Source organism: Chryseobacterium sp. GTID13 (assembly GCF_056172655.1).
Genome location: NZ_JAOCMB010000007.1, coordinates 723,142 through 742,474 on the forward strand (window position 1 = coordinate 723,142; position 19,333 = coordinate 742,474).

Here is a 19,333-nt window from a genome sequence, read left to right on the forward strand (position 1 = left end):
GGTTAAATTTTGTGATTGCAAAAATAGCAAAATTTCTTTCACTACAAAACTTTTTATCGCTTTTCTTGACAAAGTTCTACCAGTACCCCGTTCGTGGATTTCGGGTGCAGGAAGACAACTAATTTGTTATCAGCACCTTCTTTCGGTTCCTCGGAGATAAACTGGAATCCTTCTTTTTTAATCTTTCGATCTCTTCAAGGATATTTTCTACACCGAATGCCAAATGATGAATCCCTTCCCCTTTTTTATCGATGAATTTTGAGATCGGACTTTCAGAATTACTGGCTTCCAGCAGTTCGATTTTACTTTCTCCCGTTTCATAAAAAGAGGTTGTCACTCCTTCCCTTTCCACGCTTTCTTTTTTATAGGACTCCTTTCCTAATAATTTGGTAAAAAGCTCATCCGAAACACCTAAAGATTTTACCGCAATACCGATATGTTCTAGCTTCATAAATACTAATAAATATAATTAAATCGTAAATTTGATACCGGAGCTGAATTTCAAAGGTATCAATTCAAACAAAAGTACTAAATTTGCATAACTTATGGAAAGTAACAGACAAAGAAAAGTAGCACAGATTATCCAGGAAGACTTCGCAGAGCTTTTCCGCAAACAGGCTTCAGAAAGCAAGCAGAGTATATTGGTATCCGTTTCAGATGTAAAAGTATCGGCGGATCTGGGTATTGCTAAAATTTATTTAAGTATTTTCCCGCAGGAATTCCGTTCTGCGGTGATGAAAGAAATTGAAGAAAATAAGTCTCAGTACAGAAATTTTATCGGTCAGAAAATGGCAAAACAGGTACGTATCATTCCCCAGCTTAACTTTTATCTGGACACAGCTTTAGATGATGTTGAAAAATTGGAAAGAGAATTAAGAGGCGAAGGCGACAATCCGGTTTTATAAATCTTGAAAAATATTGCATTTTATATAGCATCCAGATACCTTTTGGCTAAAAAAGGAAGTACCGCCGTGACCTTTATTACCTGGCTTTCGGTGGGTGCAATGACGGTTGCTGTAACAGCAATGTTTGTTATTATATCAGTATTCTCAGGCCTCGAAATCCTGAATAAAGACCTTATCTCCAATCTTCATGCAGACCTGACCCTGAAAAGTACATCAGGAAAAACATTGAAAGACATGGACAAGGTCACGTCTGTTTTAAAAAACGACAAGGCAATCAGCAGCTTTTCCCGCGTCATTGAGGAAAAAGTATACGTCAATTATAAAGGTAAAGGCGATATTGCTTATTTACGGGGTGTTGATTCCGCTTATACCAAGGTCAATCCTATAGATAAGGATGTATTCTACGGTACCTATCCAAGTTTCAAGTACTCCAATGAAGTACTGATGGAAACCAACCTTCACAACAGGCTTTCAATTCCTATAGATTCCTCCGGAAATTATGCAACCGTTTTTATGCCTAAACCTGGAACGGGGATTATTAATAAGGAAGAAGACATCTATAATAAAAGAGATTTTCTGGTAACCGGTGTCTTTCCCGGAAAAGAACAGCTTGACAGCTATATCATTGCACCGATAGAACTTACAGAAGAATTACTAAGTCTGCCTAAAAAGTCTGCCTATCAGATTGTCATCAAGCTAAAAAATCCTGAAAATGCTGACGCTGTAAAGCAGAGTCTTTTGACCTCACTGGGCAAAAATATCGAAATAAAGACCAAGGAAGAGGAAAATGCAGCTTTCTGGAAGATGATCAATACAGAAAAAATGTTCATTTATTTAATTTTTGCACTGGTAATTTTTATTACAACCTTTAATCTGGCCGGAGCCATTATTATTCTTCAGCTTGATAAAAAAGAACAGTCAAGATCCCTTATTTCACTTGGGTTTCCGATCAGCCACTTAAGAATGACCTATTTCTATACCGGCCTTCTTATCGTAATCTCGGGAGTTATCTCAGGACTGATCCTAGGAACGCTGCTCTGCTATTTCCAGCTTTATACCGAATTCTTCAGAGCTAATGAAATACTTCCTTTCCCGGTAAAAATCGTTGGGAAAAATTATCTTATCGTAGCATTTACCGCTTCCCTGTTCGGAATTATTATTTCATGGTTCTTCTCCAAAATCAGCAAAGATTATATTACTAAAAGTTAATATGATGATTTAAAATAAAACATACTTCATTTTCAATTTTTTGTACCTTTACGGCCCAATTTTTTTGAAATGAAACAAATTTTATCTTTTTTCTTATTAAGTTTTGCAATTATTTTTGCATCAGCACAGGCACCAGCCGGTTATTATGATCCAGCTGCAGGCTTGACAGGTGCTCCACTTAAAACTGCACTTAAAACTATAATTACACAAGGACATCAGGATCATGGTTACAATGGACTATGGACAGGATATGCTACGACAGACCGTGATTATTTCTATGAAAATGACGGAACTATTTTAGATATTTATTCTGAAAAACCAAATGGGCCGGATTCATATTCTTATACCTTGGGAACTAATCAGTGCGGAACCTATACTACTGAAGGAAACTGCTACAACAGAGAGCATGTTGTACCTCAAAGCTTATTCAGCTCAAACAGCCCAATGGTAGCAGATATCCATTTTATCCGTCCTACAGATGGAAAAGTAAACGGGATGAGATCAAACTATCCATACGGTAAGGTACAGAATGCTACTTTTACCTCACAGAACGGTTCTAAACTCGGAAATTCAGCATCACCAGGATATGGAGGAACTGTATTTGAGCCTATCGACGCTTTCAAAGGTGATATAGCAAGAATGATCTTCTATTTCGTAACGAGATATGAATCTCAACTTTCCAGTTTCAGTACAGGAAACATGCTTGGCGGATCTGCCTTCCCGGGTCTTCAGCCATGGGAGCTGAACCAGCTTTTAGAATGGCATGCTGCAGATCCTGTATCTGCTGAAGAAATTGCCAGAAACAACGCATCTTATACATACCAGGGAAACAGAAACCCGTTTATAGACAATCCTTCTTACGTTAACCAGATCTGGGGAACACCGGTTGCAGATACACAAGCTCCTACCGCTCCTACTAACCTTATTACTCAAAATCCTACATCCAATACGATTTCTTTAAGCTGGACAGCAGCTACAGACAATATCGGGGTTACAGGTTATGATGTATATGCTAACGGAGTATTCAAAATGACGGTTTCAGGAACTACTGCTACTGTTCAGGGATTGGCGCCGTCTACCACTTATACTTTCTATGTGATTGCTAAAGATGCTTCAGGAAATGCCTCTCCGCAAAGTAACAATGCAGACGGAACAACTTTAGCAGGACAGCCGGGAGGAAATACAAGTTGTGGAACTGAAAATTTTGAGACAATTACAGGTGCTCCAAACACATATGCAACAACAGTATGGACTAATAATAATATTACCTGGACTGCAACAGATGCAAGAACTGACCAAACAATTTCAGGGAAAGCAATTACTATCAGAAACGGAAGTCTTACAAGTAGTACAATTTCAGGAGGTATTGGAAGCCTATCTCTAAAAGCCCAACTGAAATTTAGTGGCGATCCGGGCAGTCTCAACGTTCTGATAAATGGTGTAACAGTAGGAACAATTCCTTACACTGCAACAGCTCCAACAGCTCCAATTGCAATTAATAATATTAACGTAAGTGGAGATATTGTCATTAAAATTGTAAATCCGATAACAGGAAATAGAGTCGCCATTGATGACCTTACCTGGACATGTTTCGGTGCCCTTGGAACTTCAGAGGTGAAAAAAGATAAATCGGAATTCACAATCTACCCTAACCCGGTAAGAAACAACGAATTATCTGTAAAAGGTGAAAACTTAAATAAAATTTCTAAAGCTGAGATCTATGATCTTTCCGGGAAATTAATCGAAGTGATTGCAAATCCATTTAAAAATTCCAACAAAATCAGCCTTAAAGGACTTGCAAAAGGAAATTATATCTTAAAAACAGACAGTTTCTCTACCAAGTTCATAGTAAACTAAACCGTAAAAATATTTGATAACAAAGACCGATATATTCGGTCTTTTTTTTATTTTTGATGTATGGATTCCAAAAAAAATTAGGCCTGATAGGAAAGAATATCTCCTATTCCTTCTCCAAAAAATTCTTTGAAGACAAGTTCCAGAAGCTGATGCTGAAAAACTTCACCTACGATATTTTTGACCTGAACGAAATCAATCAAGTGGAAAACCTTCTTTCCGATCCTGAACTTTTAGGCTTCAATGTTACCATTCCCTACAAAGAAAAAATTGTGGATTACCTTGATGGTCTTAGTGACGAGGCGGAAAAAATTGGTGCTGTAAACTGTGTTTTGATCCAGGACGGAAAAAAACAGGTTACAATACCGATGCCTTCGGTTTTGAGAAAACACTTCTTCTCCATAAGAAATCTCATCAGGACAAAGCTTTGATTTTAGGAAACGGCGGGGCTGCAAAAGCGGTGAAGTATGTGATGGATAAACACGGAATTCCATCTATGATCATTTCCAGAAATTCTGAAATTAATTTCAGCAATCTGGACAGCGATACGGTACGCGATCATAAGATTATCATCCAGTGTACACCGGTAGGCACATTCCCTAATATTGAAGATTGCCTTGAATTTCCTTTTGAAGGAATCACCTCGGAACACCTGATCATAGACCTGATCTACAACCCCAATTACACCCGATTCATCATCAATGCATCGGAAAAAGGAGCGAAAACAGTCAATGGTTATTATATGCTTGAACAGCAAGCAGAAAAAGCTTGGGAAATTTGGAATTTTCAAAAAAAATAACCTAAATTAGTACCTTAATTGACTTTACAGCTATATACAAAAGGATATTAACGCCACTCACATAAAAGATTTGCTATGACTACAGAAAACAATCTTTCTGAAAACGAAGAAAACAAAAATTCTAATGAAGTATCTCCGGAAGAAACCTCGCAAACATCTGCATTTCCTACTGAAAGCGCTCAGGATGACGCAGAACATTTAGAGGAAGACCATGTTGAAGATATCTCCCTGGCTGATGCTTTGAAAGAAATGGAAACCATTATCAACTCACCTAATGCCGGTGAAAATTTCAAAAGATTCAACCAGTTGAAAGAAAAAGCAAGTCATTATATTCATGATGAAGTGGAAGACAAGAAGCATGAATATACAGAAGGCGGAAACGCCCCTGAAAACTTCAGCTACGAGCATCCTTCACAGTCCAGGCTTTCTGCTTTGATCAATATTTTCAGAGAAAAGCATGACAGCTACCAGAAATCCCAGGACGAAGAGCAAAAGAAAAATCTTGAGCACCGTCAGAATATCATAGAAAGGCTTAAAAACCTTTATACCAATTCTGAACCGGGAACCAACCTCTTTAAATCCATCCGTGAGATCAAAGAAGAATGGTCAAAAGCCGGCCAGGTTGCAAAATCTGAATTTAAGATTCTTAATAACAACTACTTCCACCATCTGAATCAGTTTTATCAGATGCTGGATCTGAATAAAGAATTTCTTGAACAGGAATTCAGCCATAATCTGGAAAAAAGACAGCATATCATTGCCCGTGCCAAGGAACTGGAAAATGAACCTGTGATCCAGAAAGCACTGAACGAACTTCAGTATCTTCATAAGCTATGGAAAGAAGAAGCTGAACCTGTAGCTGAAGAATTCCGCGAGAAAACATGGGAAGAATTCAAAGAAATTTCCAACAAGATCCACGAAAGAAAATCTGAACTTTCAGCAGCTATCGAAGGCGAACAGAACAGCAATCTCGAAAAGAAAAACCAGATCATCGCAGAAATTAAAAAACTGTCCGAACCTTCTGAAACACCAAACCACAGTTACTGGCAGAATGCAATCAAGAGAGTGGAAGATCTCCGTACGGAATTCTTAAAAACAGGAAGCGTTCCTAGAAAACTGTCCAACCAGAACTGGAATGATTTCAAAACCACACTCAGAGGTTTCAATACAACAAAAAACAATTATTATAAATCCCTGAAAGGTTCCCAGCAGGCCAATCTGGACGAAAAATTAAAACTGATCCAGACTGCACAGGATAACATGAACAGTGAAGAATGGGATATTGCCGTTCCTTTGTTTAAAAAACTTCAGGAAGACTGGAAAAAAATCGGACATGTTCCAAAAAGCATGACCAATAAAATCTGGGATGAATTCCGTGATGCCTGTAACACATTTTTCAATAATTACAGAGAGAAAAATAATGCTTCCAACGACAACTGGAAGGAAAATTACAAGCAGAAAAAAGAAATCCTTGAAGATCTGAAGACCGTTTCCAACGAAGAAGGCAGTATTGAAAGAATAGAAGCCATAAAAACCGCATGGAACAATATTGGTAAAGTACCGAGAGACAAAATCTCCATCAACACTGAATTCAACAGAGCTTTAAGAGAAAAACTGAAGCTGAATAAGATCAATGAGCTTGAGCTGAAAGAAGAAGGATTAACAGAAAATCAGCTTACAGATAAAGCAAGAAAGATCAAGAGCCAGATTTCTGACCTTGAAGCTGAAATTGTAAAGCTGGAAAACAACCTTGCATTCTTCAACAAGCCGTCAAGAGACAATCCTCTTCTGAAAGATACATTCAATACAATCGACGAGAAGAAGGCTCATCTGGAAACCTTAAAACAGAATCTTCACAATATCATTACCGGAGATTAATTGATGAAACAATATAAAAAGGCGGAGCAAAGAAATTTGTCTTCGCTTTTTCTTTTTACCTTATGAATACAGACGAATTATACATAAAAAGATGCATTGAGCTGGCTCAAAAAGCCCTTGGCAAAACATACCCCAACCCTCTCGTAGGCAGCGTGATTGTCCATGAAGGAAAAATTATCGGGGAAGGCTACCATCATAAAGCCGGGGAAAATCATGCTGAAATCAACGCTATCAATTCAGTAGAAAACAAGGAACTTATCCCGGAATCCACAATTTATGTTTCTCTTGAGCCATGTGCCCATTATGGAAAAACTCCACCCTGTGCTTTAAAAATTAAGGAGCTTGGCTTTAAAAAAGTAGTCATTGGTGCTATGGATTCCCATGATAAAGTAAATGGAAAGGGAAAAAAATCATCCAGGACGCGGGTATTGAAGTCGTTTCCGGAATACTTGAAAAGGAATGCATTGAGCTGAATAAAAGATTCTTTACCTATCACGAAAAGAAAAGACCTTACATCATTTTAAAATGGGCAGAATCGGAAGATGGCTTTTTAGATAAGGATTTCCAGCCTACCACTATTTCAAATTCACTCGTCAATCAGTTTGTACATCAGTTAAGAGCCGACGAACATGCCATTTTAGTAGGAACACAAACTGCTTTAAATGACAACCCCAGCCTGACAGTGAGAAATGCTGAAGGAATAAATCCCGTCAGAATCCTTATTGATCCCGATCTGAAAGTTCCAGAAAATTTTAAAATTTATAACAACGAAGCTCCGACTTTAGTAATAAACAGTAAGAAAGAAGGAACCGAAAACCGTATCAAGTTCATCAAGATTGAAAAAGAAAATTCCCTTAACAGTCTGATGGATGCGCTGTATAAAGAGCAGATACAGTCGGTCATCATAGAAGGTGGCAGCTATACCCTACAGCAGTTTATTAATAATGGGCTTTGGGACGAAGCTATCGTTATCAGAAATGAAGGGCTTCAACTTAAGAATGGCACCAAAGCACCCAAGCTGGATGTAAAGCCATACGAGATTAAAACATTTAGAGATAATACAGTTTCTTTTTATCATATCAACGATCAAATTATTTAACATAATAAAATTTTTCTTGAATATTCATGTTTAATAACTAACTTAATGGTGAATTAATAAATATGAATCTAAATTATCATTAAATGAAAAATCTAAAGAAAATTTCGAGAGAAAATCTAAGATCAATTAAAGGAGGTTTGATCAAATTAGAAGACTGTGTTGTTATTTATGGATGCCCTCCCAATACAAGAACATGCTACTGGAGAAATTCTGGCGGTGGCGGAGGAGATGTTATTTGTTCATAATAATAAAATAATCGCTAAAGAAACCAATATGAAAAATCTAAAGAGAATTTCAAGAGTCGGCCTGAAAAGCATCACTGGCGGAGCATTTGTAAACTGCACACTTCCTACCGGAGAAGCCACAAGATGCAGAGATAAATGTCCTGAGGACTTCTGTGTTCCTACAAACTACATATGTCTGCTTCCATTGGATTATTGCGGATCATAGAAAGATTTGTTATAAAAATAAAAGAAGCCGTCAAAATTTGATAGCTTCTTTATTTATGATTGCGTAACTTATGCCGTATTTTATACTTTTGCATTGATAAAGCCGGCCGGAATGACGTTTGAATACAAAACCATAGAAAAACCCATAGAAAATACCTTATTAAAAGAAAAAGGAAGCAAGTTCATCGGATTTGCCTTCCCTGTTAATAATGAAAAGGAACTGAAAGCTGCATTAGATAAAATCAGAGCGGAGCATCCTAAAGCTACCCACCACTGCTATGCTTTCAGAATGGGTCTGGAGGGAGAAAATTACCGGGCTAATGATGATGGAGAACCATCAGGAAGTGCAGGCCTTCCCATCTACAATCAGCTTCTGGCCCACGAAATAACGAATGTTCTGGTCATTTCTGTCCGATATTATGGTGGCACAAAGCTTGGCGTTTCGGGATTGGTAAAAGCGTATAAAGAATGCGCCAAGATTACGTTGGAAGAAGCCCGTATTATCACCCGGGAACTTGAAACGGAAATTGAAATTCGGTTTAACTTTAATCAGCAGAATACCATTTTCACCCTGCTTTCGAAATTTGATGCCAAGGTTCTGAATTTTGATGCCAATGAAAACTGCATTCTCACAGCTTCTTTAAAATTAGCCCAAAAAGAAAGCATCTCAGATAAATTATCCGAGATGCAGTATGTTTCATTTGAATTTACAGATTAGTCCCTTCTGCTCCCCAGCAGTAGAGATCCCCAGTATAAAAGCTGCGCCAGAGATCCGATAGCCGCAACAACGTATGTTCTTGCCGCCCATTTCAGACTGTCCTGAACCCCGACAAATTCTTCCTGAGTAACCGTTCCTGTATCCTTAAGCCATTTCATGGCCCTGTTACTTGCATCATATTCCACCGGAAGTGTCACAAAAGCAAAAAGCGTTGTCATTGCAAACATCGCCACTCCTATCGCCAGAACCGTAGTATTACCGTTTGGGTTATCAATAGATCTCGTTGCTGCCATAATTGCGATACCGGCAATAAGGACAAACTGCATTAAATTAGAACTTATATTAACAACAGGAACGAGTTTTGAACGTAGATTAAGCATTGAATATCCCACCGCATGCTGCACTGCATGTCCGCATTCGTGTGCTGCTACAGCCGCAGCCGCAGCATTTCTCTGCATATAGACTCCTTCTGAAAGATTAACTGTTTTATCTGCCGGGTTATAATGATCCGTCAGCTGACCGGGAACAGAAATTACCTGTACATCATTGATCCCGTTATCTCTAAGCATTTTTTCTGCCACTTCTTTCCCGGAAAGGCCGTTTCTGAGATGTACATTGGAATAATATTCAAATTTCGATTTCAATCTCGACGAAACCCACCAGCTCACCAGCATTGAAATACCGATAATGATATAATAACCCATCATTTTATATAGATTTTTGTGTTTAAAATTTTAATCATAATGATGTAAAAACTGTGCCAAAGTATTACATTTTATTATCTATATTTGCTCTTTAATTACCCTCTAAACTATGTCTAAAGTTTCAGTTATTGAAGTGAAAAACCAAGATGAATTAAAAAAATTCGTAAGGTTTCCAATGGATCTTTATAAAAACAATCCTTATTATGTCCCTTCCTTTATTAAAGACGAATTCAAAATCTGGGACGAAAAGGAAAATCCGGCACTGCATTATTCAAAATCGAAACAATATCTTGCACTGAAAGACAATAAAGTAGTTGGAAGAATCGCAGTAATCATCAACCATAAAGAAGAAAAGGAACTGGGCATCAGAAAAGTCCGTTTCGGATGGATCGATTTTATTGATGATAAAGAAGTTTCTGAAGCGTTGATTCAAAAAGCCATAGATTATGCCAAAGAAAACAACATAGACAAGATCGAAGGGCCAATGGGCTTTACCAATCTTGATAAGGCCGGAATGCTCACGATGGGCTTCGACAAATTAGCTACCATGATCGGAATCTATAACCATGAATATTACCCTAAGCACCTGGAAGACCTTGGAATGACCAAAGAAAAGGAATGGGTAGAATATGAAATGAACTTTCCGAAATCCCTTCCTGAAAAAGTAGAAAAATTCAGTGGACTGATCGCTCAGAAATACAAGCTTAAAGTTCTCAATTTCAAATCAAAACAGGAAATTCTACCGTTTGTAGAGCCTATGTTTAAACTGCTTGATGAAACTTATAAGCATCTTTCAACCTACACTCCTATTTCGGACGAACAGATACAAACCTATAAAGAAAAATATTTCCCTTTTATAGACAAAAACTACGTGATCTGTGTGGTAGACGAAAATAATGAACTGATTTCCTTTGCCATTACAATGCCTTCCTATTCCAAAGCCTTACAAAAGTCAAAAGGAAAACTATTTCCGTTCGGATGGTGGCATTTTTTACAGGCAGGAAAGAAAAACGACCGGGCTAATTTTTATCTGATAGGAATCCACCCTGAATACCAGAGACGTGGTGTGACTGCCATTATATTCAAAGAAATTTTTGTACGTTTTACCAGTATGGGAATTCAGTTTGCAGAAACCAATCCTGAGCTGGAAGAAAACAAAAGTGTTCAGCTTCTGTGGCAGGATTATAATCCGGTGAACCATAAGAGAAGAAGAACATACTCCATGACTATAGGTAATGAGCAATGAGTAATGAGTAATGAGCAATGGGTAATAAGTGATGGGTTATTAGTGACTTATTTTATATCTGAAACTAATAACTCAAACTTTACAACCTGGAAATTTCAAACCATCTACACTCCCTAAGCTTCACAACCCAAAACCCGTATCACGCATCACGAAAACCCGCATCACAAACCCGAACCCAACAACATCCATCCCATGAAACCACACCTCATTGTCTTTGCTGTTCTTATTGCCATATTCATTGCTTACAACTTCTTCTTCCGTATCGAGGACGACAGGATGAATACCATTGTTAATATCATACTTGCCAGCATACTTTTTGGATATATAGCGTTCATGGCCTATTCTCTCCTCAAAAAAATGAAGAAATAAATGCTATTTTTATTGATTCTAAATTACCACTTTTCCCTATTTTCATCCCACTTTTAAGCTGATTAATTTCATGCTTTCTTGTTTATTCGCTAAATTTGCAAATTGAGATAATAATGCAAAAATGAATTTACCTGAAAGTTATATTCCAATTCTAATTCAAGCAGGTGTAGCTGTGGCATTCGTAGCTGTTTCTTTGCTTGGAGCCCATTTTCTGGGACCAAAACAGAAGAAAGGAAATTCTGTAAAAAACCAAAGCTGGGAATGTGGAGTTCCTGTAGAAGGAAATGCGAGAACGCCGTTCTCCATTAAATACTTCCTGACTGCGGTATTATTCGTGCTATTCGATATTGAAATCGTATTTTTTTACCCGTATGCGGTTAATTTCAGAGAATTCGGAATGGAAGGATTCCTGGCCGTACTTACATTCGTCGCAATTTTCTTCATGGCGTTTTTCTATGTTTGGAAACGTGGTGCATTGGATTGGGACAAATAGAGAAATTATAAATTTTAAATCAAAATTTTAGATGGGGATTTTGAATTAAACCAATGAGAAGTTAATTTAAAATCTAAAATTTAAAATCTAAAATCATCTACAAGATGTCAGATAAAAAACCAGTAATAAGAACAGATGCACCTGCTCCGGAAGGATTTGAAGGAGAAGGGTTTTTCGCAACGAAACTGAGCAGTGTAATCGGGATGGCAAGAAAGTTTTCACTTTGGCCGTTGCCTTTTGCAACCTCTTGTTGTGGTATCGAGTTTATGGCTACCCTGAACCCTACCTATGATGCTTCAAGATTTGGTATGGAAAGAAACTCTTTCTCACCAAGACAGGCAGATATGCTGATGGTTTGCGGAACCATATCCAAAAAGTTAGGACCCGTCCTGAAAGAAGTTTACACTCAGATGGCCGAGCCAAAATGGGTGGTTGCTGTTGGAGCCTGCGCTTCCAGCGGTGGTATTTTTGACACATACTCTGTATTACAGGGAATTGATAAAATTATTCCGGTTGACGTATACGTTCCGGGATGCCCTCCGAGACCGGAACAGATCATCGAAGGGGTAATGCAGGTTCAGGCCCTTGCAGAAAGCGAAAGCATCAGAAGAAGAGATATGCCTGAATACCAGAAACTATTAGATTCTTACAACATAAGCAACTAACGGAAATGACAAACGAATTTGTATTAGAAGCAATCACAAGAGAATTTCCGGAATCTGTCATTTCAAGCTCAGAACCTTATGGAATGCTAACGATTGAGGTGAAAAAAGATGATATTAAAAAGATCATTCACTATCTGAGAGATTCATCGCTAGGATTCAATTTTCTTACCGATATCTGCGGGATTCACTATCCTGAATTTCCGGACAAGGAAATTGGTGTCATCTATCATCTTCATAATATGATGGACAATTTCAGATTACGTCTGAAAATCTTTATGTCCAGAGAAAACATTGAAGTAGACTCCCTTGTGGAATTATTTGCAGGAGCCAACTGGATGGAAAGAGAAACCTATGATTTCTACGGAATTAAATTTAAAGGACATCCTGATCTGAGACCTATCCTGAATATGGAAGACCTCGGGTACCATCCGATGCTGAAGGAATACCGACTTGAAGACGGTACCAGAACAGATAAGAACGATGATATGTTCGGAAGATAAAAATAATGCAGTAAGCAATAAGCAATAAGCAGTAAGCTTAAAGCCTAGTGCCTAAAGCCTAAAGCATTTAAATTATGAAAGATAACTCATTATCTAATATACTTAACCAATACGAAAGTAAGGAGCAGATTGACGGGCAGCTTTACACCCTCAATTTAGGACCTACCCACCCGGCAACTCACGGAATCTTCCAGAACATCTTAACGATGGATGGAGAAAGAATCCTTCACGCAGAGCAAACCGTAGGATACATCCACAGAGCGTTTGAAAAAATTTCCGAAAGAAGAAATTATTCTCAGATCACTACCCTTACCGACCGTATGAATTACTGTTCTGCACCCATCAACAATTTAGGTTGGCATATGACAGTTGAAAAGCTCATCGGTGTTAAAGTTCCGAAGCGTGTAGATTATATGCGTGTTATTTTAATGGAGCTGGCAAGAATCGGTGATCACCTGATCTGTAACGGGGTAACCGGGATGGATTCAGGAGCCATTACAGGTCTTACCTACATGTTCATCGAAAGAGAACGTATTTATGATATGTACGAGCAGATCTGCGGAGCGAGAATGACGACTAATATGGGAAGAATCGGAGGTTTTGAAAGAGATTTCACTCCAAAATTCCATGAGCTGTTAAAGGATTTCCTTAAAACTTTCCCGCCAAGATTCAAAGAATTCTGTACGTTATTGGAAAGAAACAGAATTTTCATGGACAGAACCATCGGAGCAGGAGCAATTTCTGCAGAAAGAGCTTTAAGCTATGGTTTCACAGGTCCGAACTTACGTGCATCTGGTGTAGATTACGACGTAAGAGTTGCACAGCCTTATTCTTCTTATGAAGACTTCGACTTCATTATTCCGGTAGGAACTGCAGGTGACACCTACGACCGTTTCATGGTCCGTCAGCAGGAAATCTGGGAATCTATTAAAATTATCAAACAAGCATACGAAAACCTTCCTGAAGGACCGTTCCACGCGGATGTTCCGGATTTCTACCTTCCTGAAAAGGCAGATGTATATCAGAAAATGGAAGCTCTGATCTACCACTTCAAGATTGTAATGGGAGAAACAGATGTACCTAAAGGAGAAGTTTACCATGCTGTAGAAGGAGGAAACGGAGAATTAGGATTCTATCTGGTGAGCGACGGAGGAAGAAGCCCTTACAGACTTCACTTCAGAAGACCATGCTTCATCTACTACCAGGCTTATCCTGAAATGATCACAGGTTCTGTAATTTCAGATGCGATCGTTACCATGTGTAGTATGAATATCATTGCGGGAGAATTAGACGCATAAAATTGTAAAAAGTATCATTGTAAAATGTATTTATGATTTTACAGTGATTAAAATAAATAAGTCATTAGTACATTGTACATTGTACAATAATACATTCAATAAAATGAGCGAAACAATAGCTTTTAAACCGGAAAGTTTAGAACAGGTACACAAAATTATCGCAAGATATCCCGAAGGAAGACAAAAGTCTGCTCTTCTTCCTGTACTTCACTTAGCACAGAAAGAATTCGGAGGATGGTTAGACGTTCCTGTGATGGATTATGTTGCTGAATTATTAAGTATCAAGCCAATTGAAGTATATGAAGTAGCTACTTTTTATACCATGTTCAATATGAAACCGGTTGGTAAATATGTTTTGGAAGTATGCCGAACGGGACCTTGTATGGTGTGCGGAAGCGAAAAAATCCTTGATCATATCAGAACCAAACTGAACATTAAGGACGGGGAAACCACCGAAGACGGTATGTTTACCTTAAAACCTGCTGAATGTCTTGGAGCCTGCGGATATGCACCAATGATGCAGCTTGGAAAATTCTTTCATGAAAATTTAACGATAGAAAAAGTGGACGAAATCCTTGATCTTTGCAGACAGGGACAGGTTGCTTTAGATTAATAGAAATTTTAAATTCTAAATTTTAGATTTTAAATTATTCACTAAAGTTTAATAATAATTAATGCAAGAAGCCAGAAGCCAATTGCAAGAAGCAAATAACAATGAGTAAAAAACTTTTACTTAAAGACGCACATATAGAAGGCATTCGCTACTTTGAAACTTACCGCAAACAGGGAGGATACACTGCAGCTGAAAAAGCCTTGAAAATGACACCCGATGAAATCCTTGAAGAAGTAAAAGCTTCCGGACTTCGTGGTCGTGGTGGAGCCGGATTCCCGACAGGGATGAAATGGAGTTTCCTGGCTAAACCGGAGGGTGTTCCAAGACACCTTGTGGTCAATGCCGATGAATCTGAGCCCGGAACGTTCAAAGACAGATATTTAATGGAATTCCTTCCTCATTTGTTAATTGAGGGAATGCTTATTTCATCTTACTGCTTAGGATCAAACACTTCTTATATCTACATTCGTGGAGAATATTCATGGATTCCCGATATTCTTGAAGAAGCTATTGAAGAAGCCAAAGCAGCAGGATTTTTAGGTAAAAACATCCTGGGAACAGGTTTCGATTTGGAAATTTATGTTCAGAGAGGTGGTGGAGCTTACATCTGTGGTGAAGAAACGGCATTACTTGAATCCCTTGAAGGAAAAAGAGGAAACCCGAGACTAAAACCGCCATTCCCGGCTGTGAAAGGACTTTGGGAAAGACCAACGGTAGTTAACAATGTTGAATCTATTGCAGCTATCGTTCCGATTATTGATATCACAGGAGCTGAATATGCTAAAATTGGGGTTGGAAGATCTACAGGTACGAAACTGATTTCCGCTTGCGGAAATATCAATAAACCAGGAGTTTACGAAATCGATATGACCATCACTGTTGAAGAATTCATCTACTCTGATGAATATTGCGGCGGTATTAAAGACGGTAAAAGATTAAAAGCTTGTATTCCTGGAGGAAGTTCTGTTCCTATTGTTCCGGCCAATTTATTGCTTAGAACCGTGAACGGAGAGCCAAGATATATGAACTACGAATCATTGGCAGATGGTGGTTTTGCTACCGGAACCATGATGGGTTCAGGAGGTTTCATCGTATTGGATGAAGATCAGTGTATCGTGGAGCATACTATGACTTTAGCGAGATTCTATAATCACGAAAGTTGTGGACAATGTACTCCTTGCCGTGAAGGAACGGGATGGATGTATAAGATTTTAAAGAAAATCGAGAAAGGAGAAGGAAAAATGGAAGATATTGATCTACTTTGGGATATCCAGAGAAAGATCGAAGGAAACACGATTTGTCCGTTGGGAGATGCAGCAGCATGGCCGGTTGCAGCAGCAATCCGTCACTTCAGAGATGAATTCGAGTGGCACATTAAAAACCCTGAGCTGTCTCAGACACAAAATTATGGATTAGCTAATTATGCTGACCCTATTCCGGCTGTTGAAAAAAATGCATAGCTAAAAAATGAAGAAGTTATTGGTTGTCGGCTTAATGATGTCGGGGTTTGCTTTTGGGCAAATAAAACAGGATACATTAGACAAAGAATATAAATTGGAGGTAGCTCCAAAAAAGAGAAGAAACAGAAACCCAATCCTTTGAGCAAAAAAGGTCAGATGTTCGTTTTTTTGGATGGAACAGAGGAGCGTTCAGTAATTCTGATATTCACTTTACAGGAAATGGTTATGATTTTCAGTTGAGTAATGTGTCTGCAAGAGATAAACCTACAAAATTTGGGATTGTTTATTTTGATCCAAGTTGGTTTACAGTAACGCAATATAATTTCAGAATAGGATATTTTATTAAAGATAATTTAGCTCTGGTTCTTGGAATTGACCATATGAAATATGTAATGAAACAAAACCAGACGGTTGATTTTTCAGGTACAATTTCAGATCCGAAATATGCAGCAATGGTACAGAACGGTCAGGTAAATTTAGCTGATGAACAGTTTCTTACTTTCGAGCATACGGATGGATTGAATTATGAGAATTTAGGTCTTGAGAAATACAGGAACCTTGTTCATAAGAAAAATATAGATCTGGTATGGTCTTATGGAGCAGGAATCGGGGTGATGTTTCCTAAAAGTAACATCAAACTTTTTGGAAATGAAAGAAGCGACCGTTTTCACGTAGCAGGTATGGGAACCGATCTTAGAACCAGCCTTAACATGGTTTTCTGGAAAAACTGGATGATCAGGGCAGAGGCTAAAGCCGGATATATCAATATGTGGGATATCAAGACTACATTAAATAATAAGCCGGATAAAGCTCGTCAGGATTTTGTTTTCGGACAGGTCCTTGCAGGCATCGGATATACATTTAACACGAAGAAGTATAATTAAAATAGAGCTTAACGCCTTAAAAGCATAAGCGAAAGCATAGAATATGAGCGAAGAGGTTAAAAAATTCAAAATAACTATAGACGGACAGACTACTGAAGTTTTGCCTGGAACTTCTATTTTGGAAGCTGCCAGACAAATCGGTGGAAAATCTGTACCTCCTGCAATGTGCTATTACAGCAAATTGGAAACCAGTGGAGGGAGATGTAGAACTTGCTTGGTCGAAGTTTCGAAAGGATCCGAAGCAGATCCGCGTCCTATGCCTAAATTAGTCGCTAGTTGCAGAACTAACGTAATGGATGGTATGGAAGTGAAAAATCTTACTTCTGAAAAAGCTCAGGAAGGAAGAAAAGCCGTTACCGAATTCCTGTTGGTCAACCACCCGCTGGACTGCCCTATCTGTGATCAGGCCGGTGAATGCCACCTTCAGGATCTTGGCTATGAGCACGGAAACCTTGAGACCAGAACCGAATTTGAAAGAAATACATACGAAGCAGACGATCTTGGTCCGAATATCAAGCTGAATATGAACCGTTGTATTCTTTGTGCAAGATGCGTATTGGCTGCGAACCAGTTAACCGGAGAAAGAGAACACGGAATTCTTTTCAGAGGAGACCATGCTGAAATTTCTACCTATTTAAATAAAGCTTTAGATAACGACTTCATCGGAAACATTATTGATGTTTGTCCGGTGGGAGCCTTAACCGACAGAACTTCCCGTTTCGCAAGCAGAGTATGGTTCACAAAACCAATGAATGCTACCTGCAAATGTGATAAATGTTCAGGAAAAGCCGTAGTTTGGATGAAAGGTGATGAAATCATAAGAGTAACGGCCAGAAAAGACCAATGGGGAGAAGTGGAAGAATTCATCTGCGACACTTGCCGATTCGAAAGAAAAGAACTTTCTGACTGGAACATTGAAGGTCCTAGACATATCGACAGACATTCAGTAATTTCATTGAACCACTACGAAAAGCCAAAAGACGAGCTAAGAGTATTAGACAATCCTATGGCGAAAGAAATCAGTGAAAAAGACGAAAAATAATTAATAAGACATCAGATTTCAGACCTCAGACTTCAGACCATCTGATATCTAGCATCTGACATCTTAAAATCTAAATAAAAAATGGATTTACTAACATTTAAACTTATACTTGTACTGGCACTTTTCCTGCTGTCTCTTACGATCGCAGCCTACTCTACCTGGGCAGAAAGAAAAGTAGCATCTATCATGCAGGATAGAATTGGTCCCAACAGAGCAGGACCATTCGGATTGCTTCAGCCTCTTGCTGACGGTGGAAAGTTTTTCTTTAAAGAAGATTTTACACCTGCCAATGCAGAAAAATTCCTTTTCGTATTGGGACCGGCATTGGTAATGTTTATTTCACTGATCACAGGGGCAGTTATTCCCTGGGGTAAAAGTTTAAATATTGCAGGTACTTCTTTTGATCTTCAGGTTGCCAACATCGACGTTGGTGTACTTTTCATCATCGGAATGGCCTCAATTGGTGTATACGGAATCATGATCGGAGGTTGGGCTTCGAACAACAAATATTCATTATTAGGTGCTATCCGTGCTTCTTCACAGATGATTTCTTACGAATTGGCGATGGGATTAGCACTACTTTCTATCATTATGATGACAGGAAGCTTAGATTTAAAAGAAATTACTGAAAGCCAGACAACAGGAAAACTTTGGGGAGTTATTCCATGGGTTTCCGGACTGAACTGGAATATTTTCTACCAGCCGATTGCTTTCCTGGTATTCTTTACTGCTGCTTTGGCAGAAACCAACAGACACCCTTTCGATTTACCAGAATGTGAATCTGAGCTTGTAACAGGATACTCTACGGAATATTCTTCCATGAAGCTAGGTTTATACATGTTCGGTGAGTACGTAAACATGTTTATCTCAAATGCTTTCATGGTGGTTCTTTTCTTCGGAGGGTACAACTATCCGGGAATTGAATGGGTTACTCAGAACTGGGGCGAAAACGCAGCAGGAATTTTGAGTATCGTAGCATTTTTAACCAAAACGGTAATCGGAATTCTGATCTTCATGTGGATCAGATGGACGCTTCCAAGATTTAGATATGACCAATTAATGCACTTAGGTTGGAAAACTTTAATTCCAATGGCATTGGTAAACTTATTAATTACAGGTGCTGTAATTTTAGCGTTTGGAAATTAATT

At 38.5% G+C, this 19,333-nt stretch carries 20 protein-coding genes and 3 pseudogenes; 21 read left to right on the forward strand and 2 right to left on the reverse strand.

What is annotated here, in order from left to right:
- Positions 1 to 53: 53 nt before the first annotated feature.
- Positions 54 to 451: pseudogene (gene mce, locus N4G44_RS22795) on the reverse strand (methylmalonyl-CoA epimerase).
- Positions 452 to 545: 94 nt separating this feature from the next.
- On the opposite strand from mce, the gene rbfA reads away from it, so the two are divergent.
- From rbfA to N4G44_RS22840, 9 genes and pseudogenes are all read left to right on the forward strand, one after another.
- Positions 546 to 905: a 30S ribosome-binding factor RbfA gene (gene rbfA, locus N4G44_RS22800; protein ID WP_048502964.1), complete on the forward strand. Its 360-nt coding sequence runs from the start codon at positions 546 to 548 to the stop codon at positions 903 to 905.
- Positions 906 to 908: 3 nt separating this feature from the next.
- Positions 909 to 2,114 (forward strand): ABC transporter permease, encoded by a 1,206-nt coding sequence (locus N4G44_RS22805; RefSeq protein WP_474930038.1) that lies wholly within the window; start codon positions 909 to 911, stop codon positions 2,112 to 2,114.
- 69 nt (positions 2,115 to 2,183) lie between these two features.
- Positions 2,184 to 3,971, forward strand: a complete 1,788-nt coding sequence (locus N4G44_RS22810) for an endonuclease (RefSeq protein WP_474930039.1) — start codon at positions 2,184 to 2,186, stop codon at positions 3,969 to 3,971.
- Between the two features lie 56 nt (positions 3,972 to 4,027).
- Positions 4,028 to 4,767, forward strand: a pseudogene (locus N4G44_RS22815) (shikimate dehydrogenase family protein).
- 75 nt (positions 4,768 to 4,842) lie between these two features.
- The gene (locus N4G44_RS22820) at positions 4,843 to 6,645 is read left to right on the forward strand and encodes a DUF349 domain-containing protein (protein ID WP_474930040.1); all 1,803 of its coding nucleotides are present in this window, start codon (positions 4,843 to 4,845) and stop codon (positions 6,643 to 6,645) included.
- Between the two features lie 62 nt (positions 6,646 to 6,707).
- Positions 6,708 to 7,744 (forward strand): annotated as a pseudogene (ribD, locus tag N4G44_RS22825) (bifunctional diaminohydroxyphosphoribosylaminopyrimidine deaminase/5-amino-6-(5-phosphoribosylamino)uracil reductase RibD).
- Positions 7,745 to 7,827: 83 nt separating this feature from the next.
- Positions 7,828 to 7,989 carry a bacteriocin-like protein gene (locus tag N4G44_RS22830; RefSeq protein ID WP_474930041.1) on the forward strand — a complete coding sequence of 54 codons (162 nt, stop codon included), beginning with the start codon at positions 7,828 to 7,830 and terminating at the stop codon, positions 7,987 to 7,989.
- 28 nt (positions 7,990 to 8,017) lie between these two features.
- The gene (locus N4G44_RS22835) at positions 8,018 to 8,194 is read left to right on the forward strand and encodes a bacteriocin-like protein (RefSeq protein WP_474930042.1); all 177 of its coding nucleotides are present in this window, start codon (positions 8,018 to 8,020) and stop codon (positions 8,192 to 8,194) included.
- Between the two features lie 111 nt (positions 8,195 to 8,305).
- Positions 8,306 to 8,911, forward strand: coding sequence for an IMPACT family protein (locus N4G44_RS22840; protein ID WP_474930043.1), 606 nt, complete (start codon positions 8,306 to 8,308; stop codon positions 8,909 to 8,911).
- On the opposite strand, the gene N4G44_RS22845 is transcribed toward N4G44_RS22840, so the two are convergent.
- Positions 8,908 to 9,618 carry a zinc metallopeptidase gene (locus tag N4G44_RS22845; protein ID WP_474930044.1) on the reverse strand — a complete coding sequence of 237 codons (711 nt, stop codon included), beginning with the start codon at positions 9,616 to 9,618 and terminating at the stop codon, positions 8,908 to 8,910. The two genes, N4G44_RS22840 and N4G44_RS22845, sit on opposite strands and share 4 nt — an antisense overlap.
- 106 nt (positions 9,619 to 9,724) lie before the next feature.
- On the opposite strand from N4G44_RS22845, the gene N4G44_RS22850 reads away from it, so the two are divergent.
- The 12 genes from N4G44_RS22850 to nuoH all read left to right on the forward strand — a co-directional run bounded on the left by N4G44_RS22850 (position 9,725) and on the right by nuoH (position 19,331).
- A complete protein-coding gene (locus tag N4G44_RS22850) occupies positions 9,725 to 10,861 on the forward strand; it encodes a GTP cyclohydrolase (protein ID WP_474930045.1) in 1,137 nt (378 codons plus the stop codon).
- 192 nt (positions 10,862 to 11,053) lie between these two features.
- Positions 11,054 to 11,230, forward strand: coding sequence for a FeoB-associated Cys-rich membrane protein (locus tag N4G44_RS22855; RefSeq protein ID WP_474930046.1), 177 nt, complete (start codon positions 11,054 to 11,056; stop codon positions 11,228 to 11,230).
- A gap of 121 nt (positions 11,231 to 11,351) precedes the next feature.
- On the forward strand, positions 11,352 to 11,723 hold the full coding sequence (locus N4G44_RS22860) for an NADH-quinone oxidoreductase subunit A (RefSeq protein WP_040996932.1): 372 nt from the start codon (positions 11,352 to 11,354) through the stop codon (positions 11,721 to 11,723).
- Positions 11,724 to 11,827: 104 nt separating this feature from the next.
- On the forward strand, positions 11,828 to 12,388 hold the full coding sequence (locus N4G44_RS22865) for an NADH-quinone oxidoreductase subunit B (protein ID WP_034712360.1): 561 nt from the start codon (positions 11,828 to 11,830) through the stop codon (positions 12,386 to 12,388).
- A gap of 5 nt (positions 12,389 to 12,393) precedes the next feature.
- Positions 12,394 to 12,888: an NADH-quinone oxidoreductase subunit C gene (locus N4G44_RS22870; RefSeq protein WP_040996936.1), complete on the forward strand. Its 495-nt coding sequence runs from the start codon at positions 12,394 to 12,396 to the stop codon at positions 12,886 to 12,888.
- A gap of 74 nt (positions 12,889 to 12,962) precedes the next feature.
- Positions 12,963 to 14,186, forward strand: coding sequence for an NADH dehydrogenase (quinone) subunit D (nuoD, locus tag N4G44_RS22875; protein ID WP_040996938.1), 1,224 nt, complete (start codon positions 12,963 to 12,965; stop codon positions 14,184 to 14,186).
- 103 nt (positions 14,187 to 14,289) lie between these two features.
- The gene (locus N4G44_RS22880; RefSeq protein WP_040996940.1) at positions 14,290 to 14,799 is read left to right on the forward strand and encodes an NADH-quinone oxidoreductase subunit NuoE family protein; all 510 of its coding nucleotides are present in this window, start codon (positions 14,290 to 14,292) and stop codon (positions 14,797 to 14,799) included.
- Between the two features lie 101 nt (positions 14,800 to 14,900).
- Positions 14,901 to 16,259 (forward strand): NADH-quinone oxidoreductase subunit NuoF, encoded by a 1,359-nt coding sequence (gene nuoF / locus N4G44_RS22885; RefSeq protein WP_073066261.1) that lies wholly within the window; start codon positions 14,901 to 14,903, stop codon positions 16,257 to 16,259.
- A 7-nt stretch (positions 16,260 to 16,266) separates the two neighbouring features.
- Positions 16,267 to 16,401, forward strand: coding sequence for a hypothetical protein (locus N4G44_RS22890; protein ID WP_474930047.1), 135 nt, complete (start codon positions 16,267 to 16,269; stop codon positions 16,399 to 16,401).
- Between the two features lie 103 nt (positions 16,402 to 16,504).
- Entirely contained in the window at positions 16,505 to 17,143 is a 639-nt protein-coding gene (locus N4G44_RS22895; protein WP_474930048.1) for a hypothetical protein, read from the forward strand.
- A 43-nt stretch (positions 17,144 to 17,186) separates the two neighbouring features.
- Entirely contained in the window at positions 17,187 to 18,185 is a 999-nt protein-coding gene (locus N4G44_RS22900) for an NADH-quinone oxidoreductase subunit G (RefSeq protein ID WP_474930049.1), read from the forward strand.
- An 81-nt stretch (positions 18,186 to 18,266) separates the two neighbouring features.
- Complete coding sequence (nuoH, locus tag N4G44_RS22905; protein WP_040996947.1) at positions 18,267 to 19,331, forward strand: NADH-quinone oxidoreductase subunit NuoH; 1,065 nt, start codon at positions 18,267 to 18,269, stop codon at positions 19,329 to 19,331.
- Positions 19,332 to 19,333 lie beyond the last annotated feature (2 nt).

Bases quoted from the DNA above. Each gene is read 5' to 3' on its own strand.
- rbfA (WP_048502964.1), top strand. From the start codon at position 546: ATGGAAAGTAACAGACAAAGAAAAGTAGCACAGATTATCCAGGAAGAC.
- N4G44_RS22810 (WP_474930039.1), top strand. From the start codon at position 2,184: ATGAAACAAATTTTATCTTTTTTCTTATTAAGTTTTGCAATTATTTTT.
- N4G44_RS22820 (WP_474930040.1), top strand. From the start codon at position 4,843: ATGACTACAGAAAACAATCTTTCTGAAAACGAAGAAAACAAAAATTCT.
- N4G44_RS22830 (WP_474930041.1), top strand. From the start codon at position 7,828: ATGAAAAATCTAAAGAAAATTTCGAGAGAAAATCTAAGATCAATTAAA.
- N4G44_RS22835 (WP_474930042.1), top strand. From the start codon at position 8,018: ATGAAAAATCTAAAGAGAATTTCAAGAGTCGGCCTGAAAAGCATCACT.
- N4G44_RS22840 (WP_474930043.1), top strand. From the start codon at position 8,306: ATGACGTTTGAATACAAAACCATAGAAAAACCCATAGAAAATACCTTA.
- N4G44_RS22845 (WP_474930044.1), bottom strand. From the start codon at position 9,618: ATGATGGGTTATTATATCATTATCGGTATTTCAATGCTGGTGAGCTGG.
- N4G44_RS22850 (WP_474930045.1), top strand. From the start codon at position 9,725: ATGTCTAAAGTTTCAGTTATTGAAGTGAAAAACCAAGATGAATTAAAA.
- N4G44_RS22855 (WP_474930046.1), top strand. From the start codon at position 11,054: ATGAAACCACACCTCATTGTCTTTGCTGTTCTTATTGCCATATTCATT.
- N4G44_RS22860 (WP_040996932.1), top strand. From the start codon at position 11,352: ATGAATTTACCTGAAAGTTATATTCCAATTCTAATTCAAGCAGGTGTA.
- N4G44_RS22865 (WP_034712360.1), top strand. From the start codon at position 11,828: ATGTCAGATAAAAAACCAGTAATAAGAACAGATGCACCTGCTCCGGAA.
- N4G44_RS22870 (WP_040996936.1), top strand. From the start codon at position 12,394: ATGACAAACGAATTTGTATTAGAAGCAATCACAAGAGAATTTCCGGAA.
- nuoD (WP_040996938.1), top strand. From the start codon at position 12,963: ATGAAAGATAACTCATTATCTAATATACTTAACCAATACGAAAGTAAG.
- N4G44_RS22880 (WP_040996940.1), top strand. From the start codon at position 14,290: ATGAGCGAAACAATAGCTTTTAAACCGGAAAGTTTAGAACAGGTACAC.
- nuoF (WP_073066261.1), top strand. From the start codon at position 14,901: ATGAGTAAAAAACTTTTACTTAAAGACGCACATATAGAAGGCATTCGC.
- N4G44_RS22890 (WP_474930047.1), top strand. From the start codon at position 16,267: ATGAAGAAGTTATTGGTTGTCGGCTTAATGATGTCGGGGTTTGCTTTT.
- N4G44_RS22900 (WP_474930049.1), top strand. From the start codon at position 17,187: ATGAGCGAAGAGGTTAAAAAATTCAAAATAACTATAGACGGACAGACT.
- nuoH (WP_040996947.1), top strand. From the start codon at position 18,267: ATGGATTTACTAACATTTAAACTTATACTTGTACTGGCACTTTTCCTG.